The sequence below is a fragment of the Micromonospora sp. WMMD1120 genome (genome assembly GCF_029626235.1).
Classification (GTDB): Bacteria; Actinomycetota; Actinomycetes; order Mycobacteriales; family Micromonosporaceae; genus Micromonospora.
The window spans coordinates 6,207,558-6,223,332 of record NZ_JARUBO010000005.1 but is presented as its reverse complement, the minus strand read 5'-3'; the positions used below and the strand labels follow the sequence as shown (position 1 = coordinate 6,223,332).

General features: G+C 70.6%; 14 protein-coding genes. 12 read left to right on the top strand and 2 right to left on the bottom strand.

Annotated features, from left to right (window positions below; genetic code table 11):
- The first annotated feature begins 135 nt into the window (after positions 1–135).
- The 9 genes from O7634_RS28635 to O7634_RS28595 all read left to right on the top strand — a co-directional run bounded on the left by O7634_RS28635 (position 136) and on the right by O7634_RS28595 (position 11,455).
- Positions 136–1,158, top strand: coding sequence for a LacI family DNA-binding transcriptional regulator (locus O7634_RS28635; RefSeq protein WP_278153241.1), 1,023 nt, complete (start codon positions 136–138; stop codon positions 1,156–1,158).
- Positions 1,159–1,326: 168 nt separating this feature from the next.
- Positions 1,327–3,501, top strand: a complete 2,175-nt coding sequence (locus O7634_RS28630; RefSeq protein WP_278153240.1) for an alpha/beta hydrolase-fold protein — start codon at positions 1,327–1,329, stop codon at positions 3,499–3,501.
- Between the two features lie 108 nt (positions 3,502–3,609).
- Positions 3,610–4,953 (top strand): extracellular solute-binding protein, encoded by a 1,344-nt coding sequence (locus O7634_RS28625; protein ID WP_278153239.1) that lies wholly within the window; start codon positions 3,610–3,612, stop codon positions 4,951–4,953.
- A 73-nt stretch (positions 4,954–5,026) separates the two neighbouring features.
- Complete coding sequence (locus tag O7634_RS28620; RefSeq protein WP_278153238.1) at positions 5,027–5,968, top strand: sugar ABC transporter permease; 942 nt, start codon at positions 5,027–5,029, stop codon at positions 5,966–5,968.
- A complete protein-coding gene (locus tag O7634_RS28615) occupies positions 5,969–6,853 on the top strand; it encodes a carbohydrate ABC transporter permease (RefSeq protein ID WP_278153237.1) in 885 nt (294 codons plus the stop codon).
- 81 nt (positions 6,854–6,934) lie between these two features.
- Positions 6,935–8,662 carry an IlvD/Edd family dehydratase gene (locus O7634_RS28610; protein ID WP_278153236.1) on the top strand — a complete coding sequence of 576 codons (1,728 nt, stop codon included), beginning with the start codon at positions 6,935–6,937 and terminating at the stop codon, positions 8,660–8,662.
- Between the two features lie 74 nt (positions 8,663–8,736).
- Positions 8,737–9,756 (top strand): LacI family DNA-binding transcriptional regulator, encoded by a 1,020-nt coding sequence (locus tag O7634_RS28605; RefSeq protein WP_278153235.1) that lies wholly within the window; start codon positions 8,737–8,739, stop codon positions 9,754–9,756.
- A gap of 222 nt (positions 9,757–9,978) precedes the next feature.
- On the top strand, positions 9,979–10,806 hold the full coding sequence (locus tag O7634_RS28600; protein ID WP_278153234.1) for an SAM-dependent methyltransferase: 828 nt from the start codon (positions 9,979–9,981) through the stop codon (positions 10,804–10,806).
- Between the two features lie 109 nt (positions 10,807–10,915).
- Complete coding sequence (locus O7634_RS28595; RefSeq protein ID WP_278153233.1) at positions 10,916–11,455, top strand: hypothetical protein; 540 nt, start codon at positions 10,916–10,918, stop codon at positions 11,453–11,455.
- Between the two features lie 97 nt (positions 11,456–11,552).
- Here the strand turns inward: O7634_RS28595 and O7634_RS28590 are convergent, their stop codons facing one another.
- A complete protein-coding gene (locus O7634_RS28590; protein WP_278153232.1) occupies positions 11,553–12,398 on the bottom strand; it encodes an SDR family oxidoreductase in 846 nt (281 codons plus the stop codon).
- A gap of 98 nt (positions 12,399–12,496) precedes the next feature.
- Between O7634_RS28590 and O7634_RS28585 the strand changes: the two genes are divergently transcribed.
- The 3 genes from O7634_RS28585 to O7634_RS28575 all read left to right on the top strand — a co-directional run bounded on the left by O7634_RS28585 (position 12,497) and on the right by O7634_RS28575 (position 14,930).
- On the top strand, positions 12,497–12,964 hold the full coding sequence (locus O7634_RS28585) for a MarR family transcriptional regulator (protein ID WP_278153231.1): 468 nt from the start codon (positions 12,497–12,499) through the stop codon (positions 12,962–12,964).
- 87 nt (positions 12,965–13,051) lie between these two features.
- Entirely contained in the window at positions 13,052–14,242 is a 1,191-nt protein-coding gene (locus tag O7634_RS28580; protein ID WP_278153230.1) for an MFS transporter, read from the top strand.
- Positions 14,243–14,303: 61 nt separating this feature from the next.
- A complete protein-coding gene (locus O7634_RS28575) occupies positions 14,304–14,930 on the top strand; it encodes a VOC family protein (RefSeq protein WP_278153229.1) in 627 nt (208 codons plus the stop codon).
- 16 nt (positions 14,931–14,946) lie between these two features.
- Here O7634_RS28575 and O7634_RS28570 read toward each other — a convergent pair whose 3' ends face one another.
- A complete protein-coding gene (locus O7634_RS28570) occupies positions 14,947–15,774 on the bottom strand; it encodes a hypothetical protein (RefSeq protein ID WP_278153228.1) in 828 nt (275 codons plus the stop codon).
- Between the last annotated feature and the right edge of the window lies 1 nt (position 15,775).

The window sequence follows — 15,775 nt, the reverse complement described above, 5'->3', positions numbered from 1 at the left end:
TGGTAGTGGCAGTGGGACCACGCATTTCCGGGGTGCCGCAAGGGCGAAGAGGCCTTGTGTTCGTAATCGTCGTCGGTTACGTTGGCAACATCCTGGAAACGTAACCGATAACGATTGCAGTCCAGAGAGAGCGGCATGATTGACGTCAATGCGCCGGTAACCATGAGTGATGTCGCCCGGGCCGCCGGGGTTTCCACCGCCACCGTCTCGCGGGTGGTCAACGGGCACTACGGCGTCAGCGCCCGCACCATCGCTCAGGTCCGCTCCGCCATCGAGCAGCTCGGCTACGAGTCGAGCCTGGTGGCGACCAGCCTCCGCCGCAGCCGCACCAACGTGCTGGGCCTCGTCGCGCACAGCTTCCAGTCGTACACGGCGGAGGTGCTCAAGGGTGTGATGAAGGCGCTGAGCCGCTCCGGCTTCGACCTGATCATCTACGCCAACAGTGACCTCTACGGCTCCTATTCGGAGGGTTGGGAGCAGCGGCACCTCGCCCGCCTGTCGGGCACCCTCACCGACGGGTGCATCGTCGTCACCCCGTGGGCCGAGATGCGCAGCCGGGCGCCGGTCGTGGCCATCGACCCGGTGCGGGACTCGTCGGCGCCCTCGGTCATGGCCGACAACCTCGCCGGCGCCACCACGGCTGTCGAGCACCTGCTCGACCTGGGTCATCGACGCATCGGGTTCATCGCCGGCCGGGACAGTCTGGCCTCGGCCTGGTCCCGGGAGGAGGGTTACCGGGCGGCGTTGGGCAACGCCGGCATCCCGGTCGACCCGACGCTGATCGGCAGAGGTGACTTCAACCCCGAGTCGGCGGTCCCGTTGGCGCGGGAGCTGCTGGAACGCGCCGACCGGCCGTCGGCGATCTTCGCGGCCAGCGACGGGATGGCCCTCAAGGTCCTGGAGGTCGCCAGGGAGCTGGGGCTCTCCGTCCCGGCCGACCTGTCCGTCGTGGGGTTCGACAACATCCCGGAGTCGGCCCTGACCGAGCCCGCCCTGACCACAGTGGATCAGTCGATGTTCCAGCTCGGCTACGAGGCCGCGCGGATGTTGAAGTCGCTGGTGACCGGCGAGTGGGACGAGCCGAGCCAGCTGGTGCTCCCGACCAAAATCGTGATCCGCGACTCGACCGCGCCACCGACGAGCGCGGCACGACAGTGACGGCCGCAACGGGCGTCACCGCCTGAGGGCGCCCGGCAGCGCGGTCAGGTCGGGTGCCCGGGTGGCCGAAGCCTGAAGGAGGTGCACGCAACACGAACGGCGAGACCCACCGATGAACCGAGCCGGCCAGCGGGTCGCATCCGCAGCCGGCGCAGAGAGGAGTGGAGCGTGACAACCGAACAGTATCACGGGCGCTTACGCCGTCTGGGCGTACGCCGACTCTCGGCGGCGGTCACCGCCGGAGTCATCGCGGTCGCGGCGGTCCTGGTCGCACCGCAACCGGCCACGGCGGACACACCGTGGCTGGCCGTCTCCGACGACCGCTACGCCACGTTCACAGTGCCGGCCAGCTACGTCCAGGAACAGTTGGGCACGGTGTCGCAGGTCGTCGTCGAGGGCAACTTCGGCCCGTCGGCGAGCTGGGCGGAGTTCGGGCTGACCCGTCGCGGTGACGCGTGGTCGGGTGTGCTCGGCGCGTTGCGGCCGGGGCTCTACCACTACCAGCTCACCGCCGACGACACCAAGACCATCAAGGACCCGACGAACAGCACGAGCGTGGCGTCCCACCCGCTCTGGAGCAGCTTCCTGGTCGCGGGTGACGCGGCACGGTGGCTGGGCGACGCGCCGGCCGGCACCGGCGGCGCCGTCGCGAGCCTGACCTACCGGGTCCGTGCGGAGCAGCGCTCGGCACTGGTCTGGACGCCACCGGGATACTCGGCCAGGGGGCCGAAGCGCTACCCGACCCTCTTCCTGGAGTCGGGTGCGGACGCCGCGGTCAGCGACTGGCTCGACCTGGGCCGCACGAAGCAGATCCTCGACAACCTCTCGGCGGCCGGCGCCATCCAGCCGATGGTGGTGGTGATCGCCGACAGCGCCGACGACCGGGAGTTGACAGACCTCCGCCGTGCTGTCGCCGACACCTACCGGGTCCATCGCGACCCCGCGCACCAGGCCATCGCCGGTGTCTCCGACGGCGCGGCACGGGCCGTCCGGGTGGCGTTCGCCAAGCCGGGTCGGTTCGGCTACGTCGGCTGGTTCTCGGGCGACTCGACGCCGAGCGTCGACCGCAAGGACGCCAAGGCGATCAACCGCGACGTCAAGCTGCTGCGGGTCTACACCGGCAACGTCACCGACGCCGGGCACAACCCCACCTACCGGCTGACGAAGGCGTTGGATTCCGCCGGCGTCCGGTTCGCGTTCGACGGGGTCAACCCGGACGGCGGCGGCAACTGGACCACCTGGCAGGAGAACCTCGTCGACTTCCTGCCCCGGCTGTTCCGGCCCGGGTCGGACCACGGGCCCACCCCGGGCCACGGGCAGCTCACCGGCGAGTTCACGCCACCGCCGGCCGGCACCACCCCCACGCCCTTCGTCACCGAGGACGGGTTCGTCACCTTCGAGACCACCACCGACTTCACCGCCGCCCAGCACGTCACGGTGTGGGCGAACATCGCCCCCGGCGGCAGCTGGCTGCGGGTGCCGCTGACCCGCGACGGCGACCGGTGGCGGGCGACGATCGGGCCGCTGAAGCCGTGGTTCTACTACTACCGGCTGATCGTCGACCGGGTGCCGGTGAAGGACGTCTCGAACCCGACCCGGGTGACCACCGAGCCGATGTGGAGCACCTTCCTCATCCCCGGCCCGGAGGCCCGGCTGCTCACCGACGTTCCCGCCGGCCAGGGCGGGAAGGTCGAGAGCATGACCTATTCCAGCACCGTCGCGGGGCAGGACCGCACCGCGCTGGTCTGGACCCCGCCCGGGTACGACCCGGACCGGGCGCAGCCGTACCCCGTTCTCTACCTCCAGCACGGTGGCGGCCAGAACCACACCGACTGGGTGGAGATGGGGCGTGCCAAGCAGATCCTCGACAACCAGTTCCTCGACGGCGACCTCACGCCCATGGTCGTGGTGATGGGCAACGGCAACTCGTCGGACTTCAACCGGGAGCTGTTGGAGAACATCGTGCCGACGGCCCGGTCCCGCTACCACATCTCCAGCGACCCGTCCCAGCAGGCGCTCGCCGGCCTGTCGATGGGCGGCGGGCAGGCGTTCGGTGTGCTGCGCGCGTACCCCGGCCGGTTCGCCTACGTCGCGGCCTTCTCGGCCGGGTTCGGCAGCGGCACCGGCGTGGACGTGGCAGCGATCAACAACGGCACCAAGATGCTGCGCCTGTACGTCGGTGACCAGACCGACTTCGTGTACCCGAGCTTCATGACCTCGCTGGCCACCCTGGACAACCTCGGCATCCGCTACGAGTTCGACGGGGTCACCCCCGGGCCGCACGGCTGGGACGTGTGGCAGAAGAACCTCATCGATCTGGCGCCACGACTGTTCAAGCGTTAGCCACCTCGCTCCACCAGGCGACGCCACCGGGAGCAGGCACACCTGCCCCCGGTGGCGCCGCCAGCGGATGGATTCCTGTGCACCGCGACCCCGAAGGGACCCCTCTCAATGAAGAGAAGACGCATACTCGCCACAGTGGCCATGCTCGCGGCCGGAGCCGGCCTCGCCGCCTGTTCGTCGTCGGACGGCGGCGGTAGCGACGCGAGCAACTGCACGAACACCATCACCAAGAAGGACCTGCCGGTCGTCACGATGTGGGGGTGGTACCCCAACACCCAGCTCGTCGTCGACAACTTCAACAAGCAGAACAACGAGGTGCAGGTCTGCTGGACCAACGTCGGGCAGGGCGGTGACGAGTACGACAAGTTCCAGACGGCGATCTCGGCGGGCACCGGCGCGCCTGATGTGATCATGATCGAGGCGGACCGGATCCCGACCTTCCAGATCCAGGGCGCGCTGGTCGACATCAAGAAGTACGGCTACGACGCGGTCAAGGCCAACTACAGCGAGGGCGCCTGGAAGGACGTGTCGGTCGGCGACGGCGTCTACGGCGTCCCGGTCGACGGCGGCCCGATGGGCATGATCTACCGGAAGGACATCTTCGACAAATACCAGATCGCCCCGCCGAAGACCTGGGCCGAGTACGAGCAGACCGCGCAGAAGGTGAAGGACGCCGGCGGCCCGCTCTTCGGTGACCTCGGCGCGAACGTCCCGGCGGTGCTGATGGCGTTGCAGATCCAGAAGGGCGCCACCCCCTTCAGCTTCGATCCGGCGCAGCCGAAGGCGATCGGCGTGAAGCTCAACGACCAGGCGTCCAAGGACGTGCTGGACTACTGGGGCGGCCTCGCCAAGAAGGGTCTGGTCGGCACGCAGGACCAGTTCACCCCGGAGTACATCTCCGGCGTGATCAACGGCAACTACGCGACGTACATCTCGGCGGCGTGGGCGCCCGGCTACCTCACCGGCGCGGGCGTCGGCAAGGGCCAGGACACCGGCAAGTTCGCGGTGGCGCCGCTGCCGCAGTGGGACCCGGCCAACCCGGTGCAGGTCAACTGGGGTGGGTCGGCCTTCTCGGTGACCAAGCAGGCGAAGAAGCCGGAGTTGGCGGCGAAGGTCGCCTACGGGCTCTACGCCGACAAGGAGTCGCTCACCGACGGCTGGACCAACCAGATCATCTTCCCGCTGAACCTGACCGCGCTGAAGGACCCCGCGTTCATCGACCTGAAGGTGCCGTTCTTCGACGGCCAGCAGGCGAACAAGGAGGTCTACGTTCCGGCCGCGGACGCCTACAAGGGCGTGCAGTACGCCCCCTTCGGCCAGTACTACCTCGACGCGATGACCAAGCAGGTCAGTGAGGTCATCAAGGGCTCCATCACCGGGTCCCAGGCAGCCGACCGGCTCCAGGAGGACGTGGCGAAGTACGCCAAGGAGCAAGGCTTCACCGTTCAGTGACCGGACGGGTGGGCCGTGCCGGCGACGGCCGGCCCACCCCTCGACCCTCGGCGTCCACGTCCCGGAGACCACAATGACAGTCCTGACCGAGAAGAGCGAGCCGCGTACCCGACCTGAGGGACGCCCGATCCGTGGCAAGGTGCACCTCCGCGAACACCTGATGGGGTGGCTCTTCGTCGGGCCATTCGGGATCGTCTTCCTGGCATTTCTCATCGCGCCGCTGGGGTACGCGCTGTATCTCAGCCTGTTCCAGAAGAAGCTGATCGGCGGCACCAGCTTCGTCCTCTTCGACAACTACGTGAAGGCGTTCACCGACCCGAGCTTCCTGTCCGGGACGTGGTTCGTGATCCGCTTCTCGCTCGTCTCCATCCCGTTGCAGATCATCGTCGCGCTCGCGATGGCCCTCATCCTGGACGCGGTGACGACGCTGTTCGCCCGCTTCTCCCGCCTGATGATCTTCCTGCCGTACGCGATCCCCACCGTCATCGGGGCCGTGATGTGGGGCTTCCTCTACAGCAAGGGCTTCGGTCCGCTCACCGACATCTTCGGATTGTTCGGCGCCACAGCGCCCGACTTCCTGGGCGGTAACCTGATCTTCTACGGTCTGCTGAACGTGGTCACCTGGCAGTGGGCCGGCTATTACATGATCATCCTGTACGCCGCCCTGCAGGGGATCGACCCGACCCTCTACGAGGCCGCCCGGATGGACGGCGCCGGACGCTGGCAGGTCGCGACCCGGATCAAGATCCCGCTGATCGCCCCCGCGCTGATCCTGATCCTCGTCTTCTCGCTCATCGGCACCCTGCAGTTCTTCAACGAGCCGCAGATCCTGCGCTACCTCGCCGCCGGCACGATCGGGGCGGACTTCACCCCCAACATGTACGCGTACCAGCAGGCGTTCTCGCTCGCCAACTTCAACTACGGGTCGGCCATCTCGTTCGCCCTCGGTGGCGTCGTCTTCATCTGCGTGTACGCCTTCCTGTTCTTCACCCGCAAGCGGAGGAGCTTCCTCTAGATGACCGACCACACCAGCGTCCGCGCGGGCGTCCGCCGGCCGCAACGCCACCTCCCGCTCCAGATCCTCCTCGGCTTCCTGGTGATCTATTTCCTGGTCCCGTTCTGGTGGGTCATCGTCAACAGTTCCAAGGACGCGCCGGGCCTGTTCGGCGGCGGCAACACGCTGTGGTTCAGCGACCAGATCGACTACCTGGGCAACCTCAAACTGCTGTTCACCTACGACGGCGGAATCTACGGGCGGTGGATCCTCAACTCCACGCTGTACGCCATCGCCGGCGGGATCGGCGCCACCGTCCTGTCGGTGATGGCCGGTTACGGGTTCGCCAAGTACCGGTTCGCCGCCCGGCGCTTCAGCTTCGCCGTCGTGCTCGGCGCGTTGATGGTGCCCGCCACCGCCCTGGTCATCCCGACCTTCATCATGTTCTCCCGGCTCGGCCTGACCAACACGGTCTGGGCGGTGATCCTCCCGTCGCTGCTCAACCCGTTCGGCGTCTACCTGATGCACGTCTACGCCCGCGACGCGGTCCCCGACGAACTGCTCGACGCCGCCCGGGTCGACGGCGCGGGGGAGGTGCGCACGTTCCTGCAGATCGCGCTCCCGCTGATGCGCCCCGCGGTGGTGACGGTGCTGTTGCTGTCGGCCGTGGCGTCCTGGAACAACTACTTCCTGCCGCTGGCCATGCTCTCCGACAACCGGCTCTTCCCGGTCACCGTCGGCCTCGGTCTCTGGCAGGGCATCGCCTCCGCGAACAACTCGGGCGGCACCTCACTGTGGAGCCTGATCATCCTGGGCTCGCTGGTGTCGGTGATCCCGCTGATCATCGCGTTCTTCAGCCTGCAACGTCACTGGCGCGGCGGGTTGTCCGTCGGAGGTCTCCGGTAGGTCAGGCCGGCGCCACCAGCCCCACCCCACCCGCGTCGCGGCGCCGCGCGCGGCCGCACGGATGACGAGAGAGGTGTGTTGATGTCGACTACGAATCGACCGCTGCGCAGCGGGGAGTGGTTCGGCGCGGAGGGCCGCAACGGGTTCATCCACCGGTCCTGGATGCGTAACCAGGGATTCGCCGACGACGTCTTCGACGGCCGTCCGGTGATCGGGATCGCCACCACCTGGTCGGAGTTGACCCCCTGCAACGCCCACCTGCGTGACCTGGCCGAGTCGGTGAAGCGGGGGGTGTGGGAGAGCGGCGGCCTGCCGCTGGAGTTCCCGGCGATGAGCCTGGGTGAGCCGCTGATGCGACCCACCACGATGCTCTACCGCAACCTGCTGGCGATGGAGTTGGAGGAGTCGGTGCGGGCCAACCCCCTCGACGGGGTGGTCCTGCTCTCCGGCTGCGACAAGACGACGCCCGGTCTGCTGATGGGGGCGGCGAGCGTCGACCTGCCGACGCTGATGCTGACCGGTGGTCCGATGCTCAACGGCAAGTTCCGCGGCCAGGACATCGGCTCGGGCACCGTCGTCTGGCGCTTCACCGAGGAGATGCGGGCCGGCCGGATGACCGCCGCCGACTGCGCCGAGGCGGAGGTCGGCATGTCCCGCAGCCGGGGACACTGCATGACCATGGGCACCGCCTCCACGATGGCCTGCGTCACCGAGGCGCTGGGCGTGCAACTGCCCGGGTCCGCCGCGGTGCCGGCGGTGGACTCCCGGCGGTACGCGCTCGCGCAGGCCGCCGGGCGGCGGATCGTCGCCATGGTCGCGGAGGACCAGCGGCTGTCCTCGGTATTGACCAGGGAGGCGTTCGAGAACGCCATCCGGGTCAACGCCGCCATCGGTGGTTCCACGAACGCCGTCGTGCACCTGCTCGCCATCGCCGGTCGCCTCGGCGTCCCCCTGACGCTGGAGGACTTCGACACCCTCACCGCCGCCGTGCCGATGCTCGTCAACCTCATGCCGTCCGGGACGTACCTGATGGAGGACTTCGCCTACGCGGGTGGCCTTCCGGCGCTGATGAAGGAGATCGCCCCGCTGCTGCACATGGACCACGTCACCGTCAGCGGGACGAGCGTGGCCGAGAACGTGGCGGGCGCGCAGTGCTGGAACCGCGAGGTGATCGGCACGCTGGAGGAGCCGTTCCAGCCCGCCGGCTCCGGCACCGTGGTGCTGCGCGGATCGCTCGCGCCCTCCGGTGCGGTGCTGAAGGTCTCCGCCGCCTCCGCGCACCTGCTCAGCCACACCGGTCCGGCGCTCGTCTTCGACCGGATCGAGGAGTACGTGGTCGCCGCCGACGATCCGGACCTGGACGTCACCCCGGAGACCGTGATCGTGGTCCGTAATGCCGGGCCACGTGGCTACCCCGGCTTCCCCGAGGTGGGCAACGTGCCCATGCCCCGCCGGTTGCTCGCCGACGGCATCACCGACATGGTGCGGATCTCCGACGCCCGGATGAGCGGCACCGGCTACGGCACCTGCGTGCTCCATGTCGCGCCGGAGGCGTCCGTGGGCGGGCCGCTCGCCCTGGTCCGCACCGGCGACCTGGTCCGCGTCGACGTGCCGACGCGCCGGCTCGACCTGCTGGTCGACGACGCGGAACTCGCGGTCCGCCGGTCCGCCTGGCAGCCGCCGAAACCCGTGGCCGACCGGGGGTGGGTGCGGCTCTACAGCGAGCACGTCCTCCAGGCCGACGCCGGCGCGGACCTCGATTTCCTGGTGGGGGGCAGCGGCAGCGCGGTGCCCCGGCACTCACACTGAGCCCGCCGACGACGAGAAACTGACCCCATGGGAGAACGGACGGGCCACCAGTGCGAGTTCACGCGGAGACAGCGGTGACAGCCGCCCACCGGCCACCGGTCATGGCCGACGTCGCCCGGCTGGCGGGCGTGTCCCACCAGACGGTGTCCCGGGTCATCAACGGGGCGCCCAGCATCAGGCGGGAGACCCGCGAGCGGGTCCTGGAAGCCATCCGGCGGCTCGACTACCGACCCAACACCGCCGCCCGCGCGCTGGTCCGGGGGCGTTCCGGGATGATCGGCATCATCGGCACGGCCCGGACGCTGTTCGGTCCGACCAGCATCCACCGCAGCGTCGAGGACGCCGCCCGCGCGGCCGGCTACTTCGCCACCTCGGTGAGCCTCTCCGAGGTGACGGTCCGGGCGCTCAGCGACGCCACCGAACACCTCATGCGCGTCGGTGTAGAGGGCGTCGTGATGATCGCCGGCAACGACGAGGCGCTCGAGGTGGTGCGGATGACCCGCTCCAGCGTGCCCTTCGTGGTGGTGGAAGGCGACCTGTCCCGGGCCAGCCTCACCGTCGGGGTGGACCAGGTGCTCGGCGCCCGGATGGCCACCGAGCACCTCCTCGATCTCGGGCACCGCGAGATCGTGCACGTGAGCGGCCCGCTCAACTGGGCGGAGGCCCGCGCCCGCCTGGACGGTTGGCGGCAGGCGATGGCCGCCGCGGGGATCCGCCCGCCCGAGCCCGTCCCCGGTGACTGGCACGCCCACAGTGGCTACGCCGCCGGTTTGCGGATCTGCGACATGCCGGGGGCCACGGCCGTCTTCGCCGCCAACGACCAGATGACCATCGGTGTGCTGCGGGCGTTGCACGAGCGCGGGCGGCGGGTGCCGCAGGACATCTCGGTCGTCGGATTCGACGACGTTCCCGAGGCGGCCTACCTCATCCCGCCACTGACCACCATCCAGCAGGACTTCGCCGCCGTCGGCCAGCGGGCCATCACCGCCGTCACCCAGGCCATCGACGACAGCAGACCGCAGCCCCTGCCGTTGGTGGTCCCGACGCTCGTGGTGCGTCGGAGCACCGCGCCGCCGAGCCCGACCGGCACCTGAGCAGAAAGCGGACGCCCCACCCGAGGGAGGCCCCGCCACCATCCCGACCCCGAGACCACACCGGACGGTGGCGGTTCCGGTCGGCTCACGCATGGTGTCTCCCCGGGGTGGCGTCGATTTTCGGCCTTCTATACCGTGGCACGGTCACGGGAGGCTACTTCCTCGACCGGCGGTCCCGCGACGGCGTCACGCACACGATCGAGATGGGGGTTCGCCGTGACCATGGAATCGCCGACGACCGGGCAACCCGAGGCCGGCGAGGCCGGTGCCCCGCAGAAGATCGACACGTCGGTGCCGCACTCGGCGCGGATCTGGAACTACTGGCTCGGCGGCAAGGACAACTTCGCTGTCGACCGTGCGGCGGGCGACCAGTACCGGCAGGTCTTCCCCGGTGTCGTCGACGTGGCCCGTGCCTCCCGGCAGTTCCTGGTCCGCTCCATCCGGTTTCTGGCCGCCGAGGCGGGCATCCGCCAGTTCCTGGACGTCGGCACCGGCCTGCCGACCGCCAACAACACCCACGAGGTGGCGCAGCGGATCGCCCCGGACGCCCGCATCGTCTACGTCGACAGCGACCCGTTGGTGCTGGCGCACGCCCGCGCGCTGCTGGTGGGCACCGCGGAGGGTAGGACCGCCTACATCGACGGCGACCTGCACCGCCCGGCGGAGGTCATCGCCGAGGCCGCCAAGACGCTCGACTTCGAGCGGCCGGTCGGTCTGATCCTCAGTGGCGTGCTGGGCCACGTGCCCGACTACGAGGCGGCCCGGTCGATCGCGCGGCAGTTGCTGGCGCCGCTGCCGAGCGGCAGCTACCTCTCGCTCAACGACGGCACGAGCCTGATCAGCGCCGAGATGCAGAAGGCGCAGGACGACTACAACGACACCGGCGCGACCCCGTACACGCTGCGCTCGCCCGAGCAGATCGCCGGTTTCTTCGACGGACTGGAGCTGGTGGAGCCCGGCGTCGTGCCGTGCCCGCAGTGGCGGCCGGACGACGCGGTCGACACGCCCGCCGACATCGACGCGTTCGGCGGGGTGGCGCGCAAACCCTGACGCCGACCGCCGGCACCGGGCCGGCCCGGACGCGGTCGTACCGATCGGGATGGTCCACGAGCGGGCACCTCACGGGTGTGGGCGCTCCAGCGGTGGGTAGGGCTTCGGCATGCTGAAGAGAGCGGTGTGGCAGGGGCTGGCGGCGGGTCTGGCCGGGGCGGCGGTGATGACGGCCGCCGAGAAGGTGGAGCAGCGGGTGACCGGTCGCCCCGATTCCTACGTGCCGGCCCGCGTTCTGGCGCGCCTTGCCAACCTGCCGGAATCCCGGGGCCAGCAACCGCGGTGGCAGAACCTGGCGATGCACTACGGTCAGGGCGCGCTGGTCGGCGTGCTGCGTGGTGTCATGGCGCAGGCCGGGCTGCGGGGCCCCCTGGCGTCGGGCATGTTCACGGTGTTGCGGTTGAGCAACGACCAGATCCTGGAGAACGCCACCGGGGTGGGGGCGCCGCCGCAGACCTGGCCACGCCGGGAACTCGTGATCGACGTGCTGCACAAGTCCATCTACGCGTTCGCCGCCGGAGCGGTCGCCGATGCGTTGGCCGCTCGCGACGGCGCCGGGCCCGGGCAGCGGCACGCCGCGCTGCGTCCGGGTCGCCACTCGGACGTCGGTCCGCTGTCGCGCGGCGCGGCACGGGCGGCAGCGCGCTGACGTCCCACGCCGCCACGCCCTCCGCTCAGGCCGCGAGGTTCTCCGCCCGCGCCGCGGCGCCCTCCGCTCAGCCGCGCCGGAGGGCGCCACACCGGGATCACGCGTTGGCGAAGTGCTCGCGGTGGTCGCCGACGAACTCGGCGAAGGTGCGCGGCTGCCGGCCGGTGATGCGGGCGAGGTGGTCGTTGGTGAAGTCGCCCCACCCTGAGCCGTAGGCGATCCGGTACTCCGCGAGGACCTCTGCCGACCACTGGTCGAGGCCGGCCTTCAGTAGACCGTCGAGCGCCTGCTCGGGGCTCTGCCGTACGTGCCGGACCGGCTGTCCGGTGGCGCGGGCGATCTCGTCGGCGATCTGGTCCAGGCTGATGCTCTCCGGGCCGGTGGGTGTGTAGATCATGTTCTCGTGCTGCCGGGGCGCGGTGAGGATCGCGACGCCCGCGGCGGCGATGTCCCGGGCGTCCACCACGCCGGCGCGCGAGTCGCCGAGCAGCCCGTACAGGTGCTCGCCGGACTTCGCGGCGAGCAGGTTCTGCATGAAGTGACTGGGTCGCAGGATGGTCCAGGGGATGCCGGACTGCTGGAGTTCCGCGTCGGAGAGGGCGTGCAACCGGCCGTTGCGGGTGGGTGCGTCGTGCGCCGCGCCGATCGCGGACAGCCGGACGATGTGCTCCACGCCGGCCTGCCGGGCGGCCCACACCGCGTTCATGCTCTGGCTCGGGGCGAGCGGGCCCATCGGCATCAGCAGCCACAGCCTGGTGACGCCCTCGAACGCCGGGGTCAGCGTGGTGGGGCGGTCCAGGTCGCCGACGACGTACTCGACGCCGTCGATCGGGGTGGTGCGCGAGGTGTCCCGCACGAGGGCGCGTACCGGCTCCCTGCCGGCGAGGTGGCGCAGCACCTCCCTCGACACGGTGCCGTTCGCCCCGGTGATCAGAATGGTCATGGTCGTCCTCTCTCGGGTCACACCGGAGGTCGCGCCGCCGGTCGTCGCCAGGAACGTTATAGTCCAAAACTTGTACAGTCCAATGATTGGACCAAAATATGAAGCGCAGCACACTGAAGGAGCGGGACCCCGACCTCGGGATCCTGGCCGTGCAACTCTCCGCGCGGGTCCAGCGCGAGATCTTCCGCCGGTCCGCCGAGCAGGGGTTCGACGACGTCCGGCCCCGCCACGGCGCGGTGCTCGCGTACCTGGACCCGGAGGGCACCCGACCGGGCGAGCTCGCCCGGCTGGCCGGCCGCAACAAGCAGACGATGGGCGCGATCCTCGACGAGTTGGAGCGGCTGGGCTACGTCCGGCGTACACCCGATCCGGCCGACCGCCGCGCGAAGCTGATCGTGCCGACGGACCGGGGCCTCCGCTTCCTGGAGGTCTCCGACGAGGCCGTGCGGGCCATCGAACGCACGCTCGCCGACACCCTCGGCCCGGATCGGTACCGGACCTTCCGTGCGGCGCTCGGCGGCACGGTGGCGAGCCTGCCGGCGACCGCTCACGACCCCGAGGGCTGAACCGGTCCGCCGGGCGCCGGGCCCGGCGGACGCCGCACCGCCGGAGCCCCGCCGGCATGCAACCGTGTACGCCGGGTACGCCGCGACATGCCGACAGTGGTTCGCGCCCGACTCTCGCCAGGGGCCTCCCTGGTGCTGCTGGCGTCGATCCTCGTGTCGTTCCTGGCCGCGTCGGCGGCGCCCACCCCGCTCTACGGCCTCTACCAGGAGCGGTGGCACTTCTCGCCGGTCACCACCACTGTCGTGTTCGCCGTCTACGCGCTCGCGGTGCTGGCGTCGCTGCTCACCTTCGGCAAACTGTCGGACCACGTCGGCCGGCGGCCGGTGCTGGCCGTGGCCGTCGCGGTGCAGATGCTCGCGCTCGTCGTCTTCGTCTTCGCCAACGGCGTACCCACGCTTCTCGTCGCCCGTCTCGTGCAGGGCCTGGCGGCCGGCGCGGCCACCGGGGCGGTGGGCGCCGCCATGCTCGACATCGACAGGGCCCGGGGCACGCTGGCCAACTCGATCGCGCCGGGGATCGGCACCGGCAGTGGCGCGCTGCTCTCGGCGCTGCTCATCCAGTTCCTCCCCGCCCCGACGCGACTGGTGTACGTCGTCCTCCTCGCGGTCCTGCTGATCCAGTTGGTCGGCATCGCGCTGATGCCGGAGACGGTAACGAAGATGGCCGGCGCGCGACGCAGCCTCCGACCGGACATCACACTGCCCCGCGGCGTACGTCGACCGGTGCTCGTCGTCGCCCCGGTGCTGTTCGCGGTCTGGGCGCTGGCCGGCTTCTTCGGCGCGCTCGGCCCGGCGCTCGTCCGCAGCCTGATGGACACGTCGATCGTGGTCGCCGGGCTGGTCCTCTTCGTCTTCGCCGTCTTCGGGTCGATCGCCGTGGTGGTGCAGCGCAACACCGCCGCGCGCACGGTGCTGCTGACCGGGATCGGCGCGCTGGTCCTGGGCATGATCGTCACGCTGCTGTCGGTCATGGCGGAGTCGACCCCGGGCTTCTTCGTCGGTCTCGCGCTCGGCGGCGTCGGCTTCGGCAGCGGCTTCCAGGGCAGCCTCAAGACGGTCATGCCGCTGGTCGCCGCACACGAACGCGCCAGCGTGCTGTCGCTGCTCTACATCGTCTGCTATGTCGGCTTCGGCCTGCCCACGGTGATCGCCGGATTCCTCGTGGTCTACGCCGGCGGCCTGCCGCGGACCGCCGACGAGTACTCCGTCGCCGTCATCCTCCTCGCCCTGGCCGCCCTGCTCGGGGTACGCCGGAGCACGAGGACGTCGACGGGCTGATGCAGGCAGGCGCCGGGCAGGGGCGTCACCAGTAGCGTGCTGATCAGGAAGGGGAACGGCGATGAGCCCGAAGACCCAGGGCGACGCGGGTGCCACGTCGCGAGTCGAGAGCCTCGACCAGAAACTCGAGGCGATCATCATCGCGGTGTCGGACGTCGACCGCGCGACGGCGTTCTACCGGCGCCTCGGCTGGCGGCTCGACCAGACGCCGCCCGGCATCGTCCAGTTGACGCCGCCCGGCTCCGGGTGTTCCGTGCAGTTCGGCCCGGGGCTCACCCCGACGCCGTCCGGCCCGGCCGTGGCGTACCTGATCGTCTCCGACATCGAGGCGGCCCGCGACACCCTCGTCTCCGCCGGTGTCGAGGTCGGCGACGTCTTCCACGTCACCCCGGACGGCCCGGTCGACGGGGTGGACCCCGAGCGACGCAGCTACGTCTCCCGCGCCACGCTGCGCGACCCGGACGGCAACACCTGGCTGATGCAGGAGATCACCACACGGCTTCCCGGGCGCGTCGAGGGCGGTCTGACGTCGTTCGGCTCCGCGAGCGACCTGGCGGGCGCCCTGCGGCGCGCGGCCGACGCCCACGGCCGGCACGAGGAGCGCACCGGCCAGCGGGACGACAACTGGCCCGACTGGTACGCGGAGTACATGGTCAGCGAGCAGTCCGGGGCCGCGCCACCCGAGTGAACGGGTGACCACCGGCTCAGCCGGCCGACCGCCAGACCCAGTTGCGGCGCTCGTAGAGCGGCGTGAACCCGGCCCGCCGCAGGTTGTCGAGTGACGGATTCCGCTGGTCGGGCGCGGGCTGCCCGGTCTCGACGAACACCCACCGGCAACCCGCCTCGGCGGCGGCGCGGGCGCGGGCGGCGATCAGCGCCGACTGCGCGCCGAGGCCACGGTGCCCGGGGGCCGTCGCGGCGGCGTTCAGCGAGGCCGCCTCGCCGTGCAGGAACAGGTTGCCGCCCGCCACGACGTCGTCGCCGTCCCACGCGGCGTACGGTCGCCACGCGGGCGCTCCGACGGTCGCGGCCAGCATCGTGGTGAGCCCGCCGCTCGGCATGCCGAAGCCGGCGAGCACCACGTCGGCCCAGCGCCGGGCCTCGGCGCCCGGCACCGGGCCGACGCGCAGGCGGGTCGGCGCGGCGACGACCTCGTCCGGACGAGCCGCGAGCTTGACCCAGGTGCTGCCCGGTTCGAGCCCCCGGGCGGCGGCGATCTCGTCGAAGCCGGCGGGCAGCGCCGCCGGGACGAGCTGGAGGACCGCCTGGTCGACGCCCTGGTCCCGGTAGAAGTCGAGGACGCGATCCAGGATCTCGACGGTGAACGGCTCGGTGGTGCCGAACCCGAGCGCCTTGTTCCAGTAACCGCCCGAGGGGTCATTGCGCATCGCCAGGGCGACGCCGCCGCCGACGCGCGTGGTCGCGATCCCGAGATCGGTGTACGCGGGCGGCGGCGTCCGGGACTCGTAGGAGTGCATGAACTCGCACTCCACGGTTTCGGCGAGCGGGGTCAGGTCGGATGGCGCGGTCATC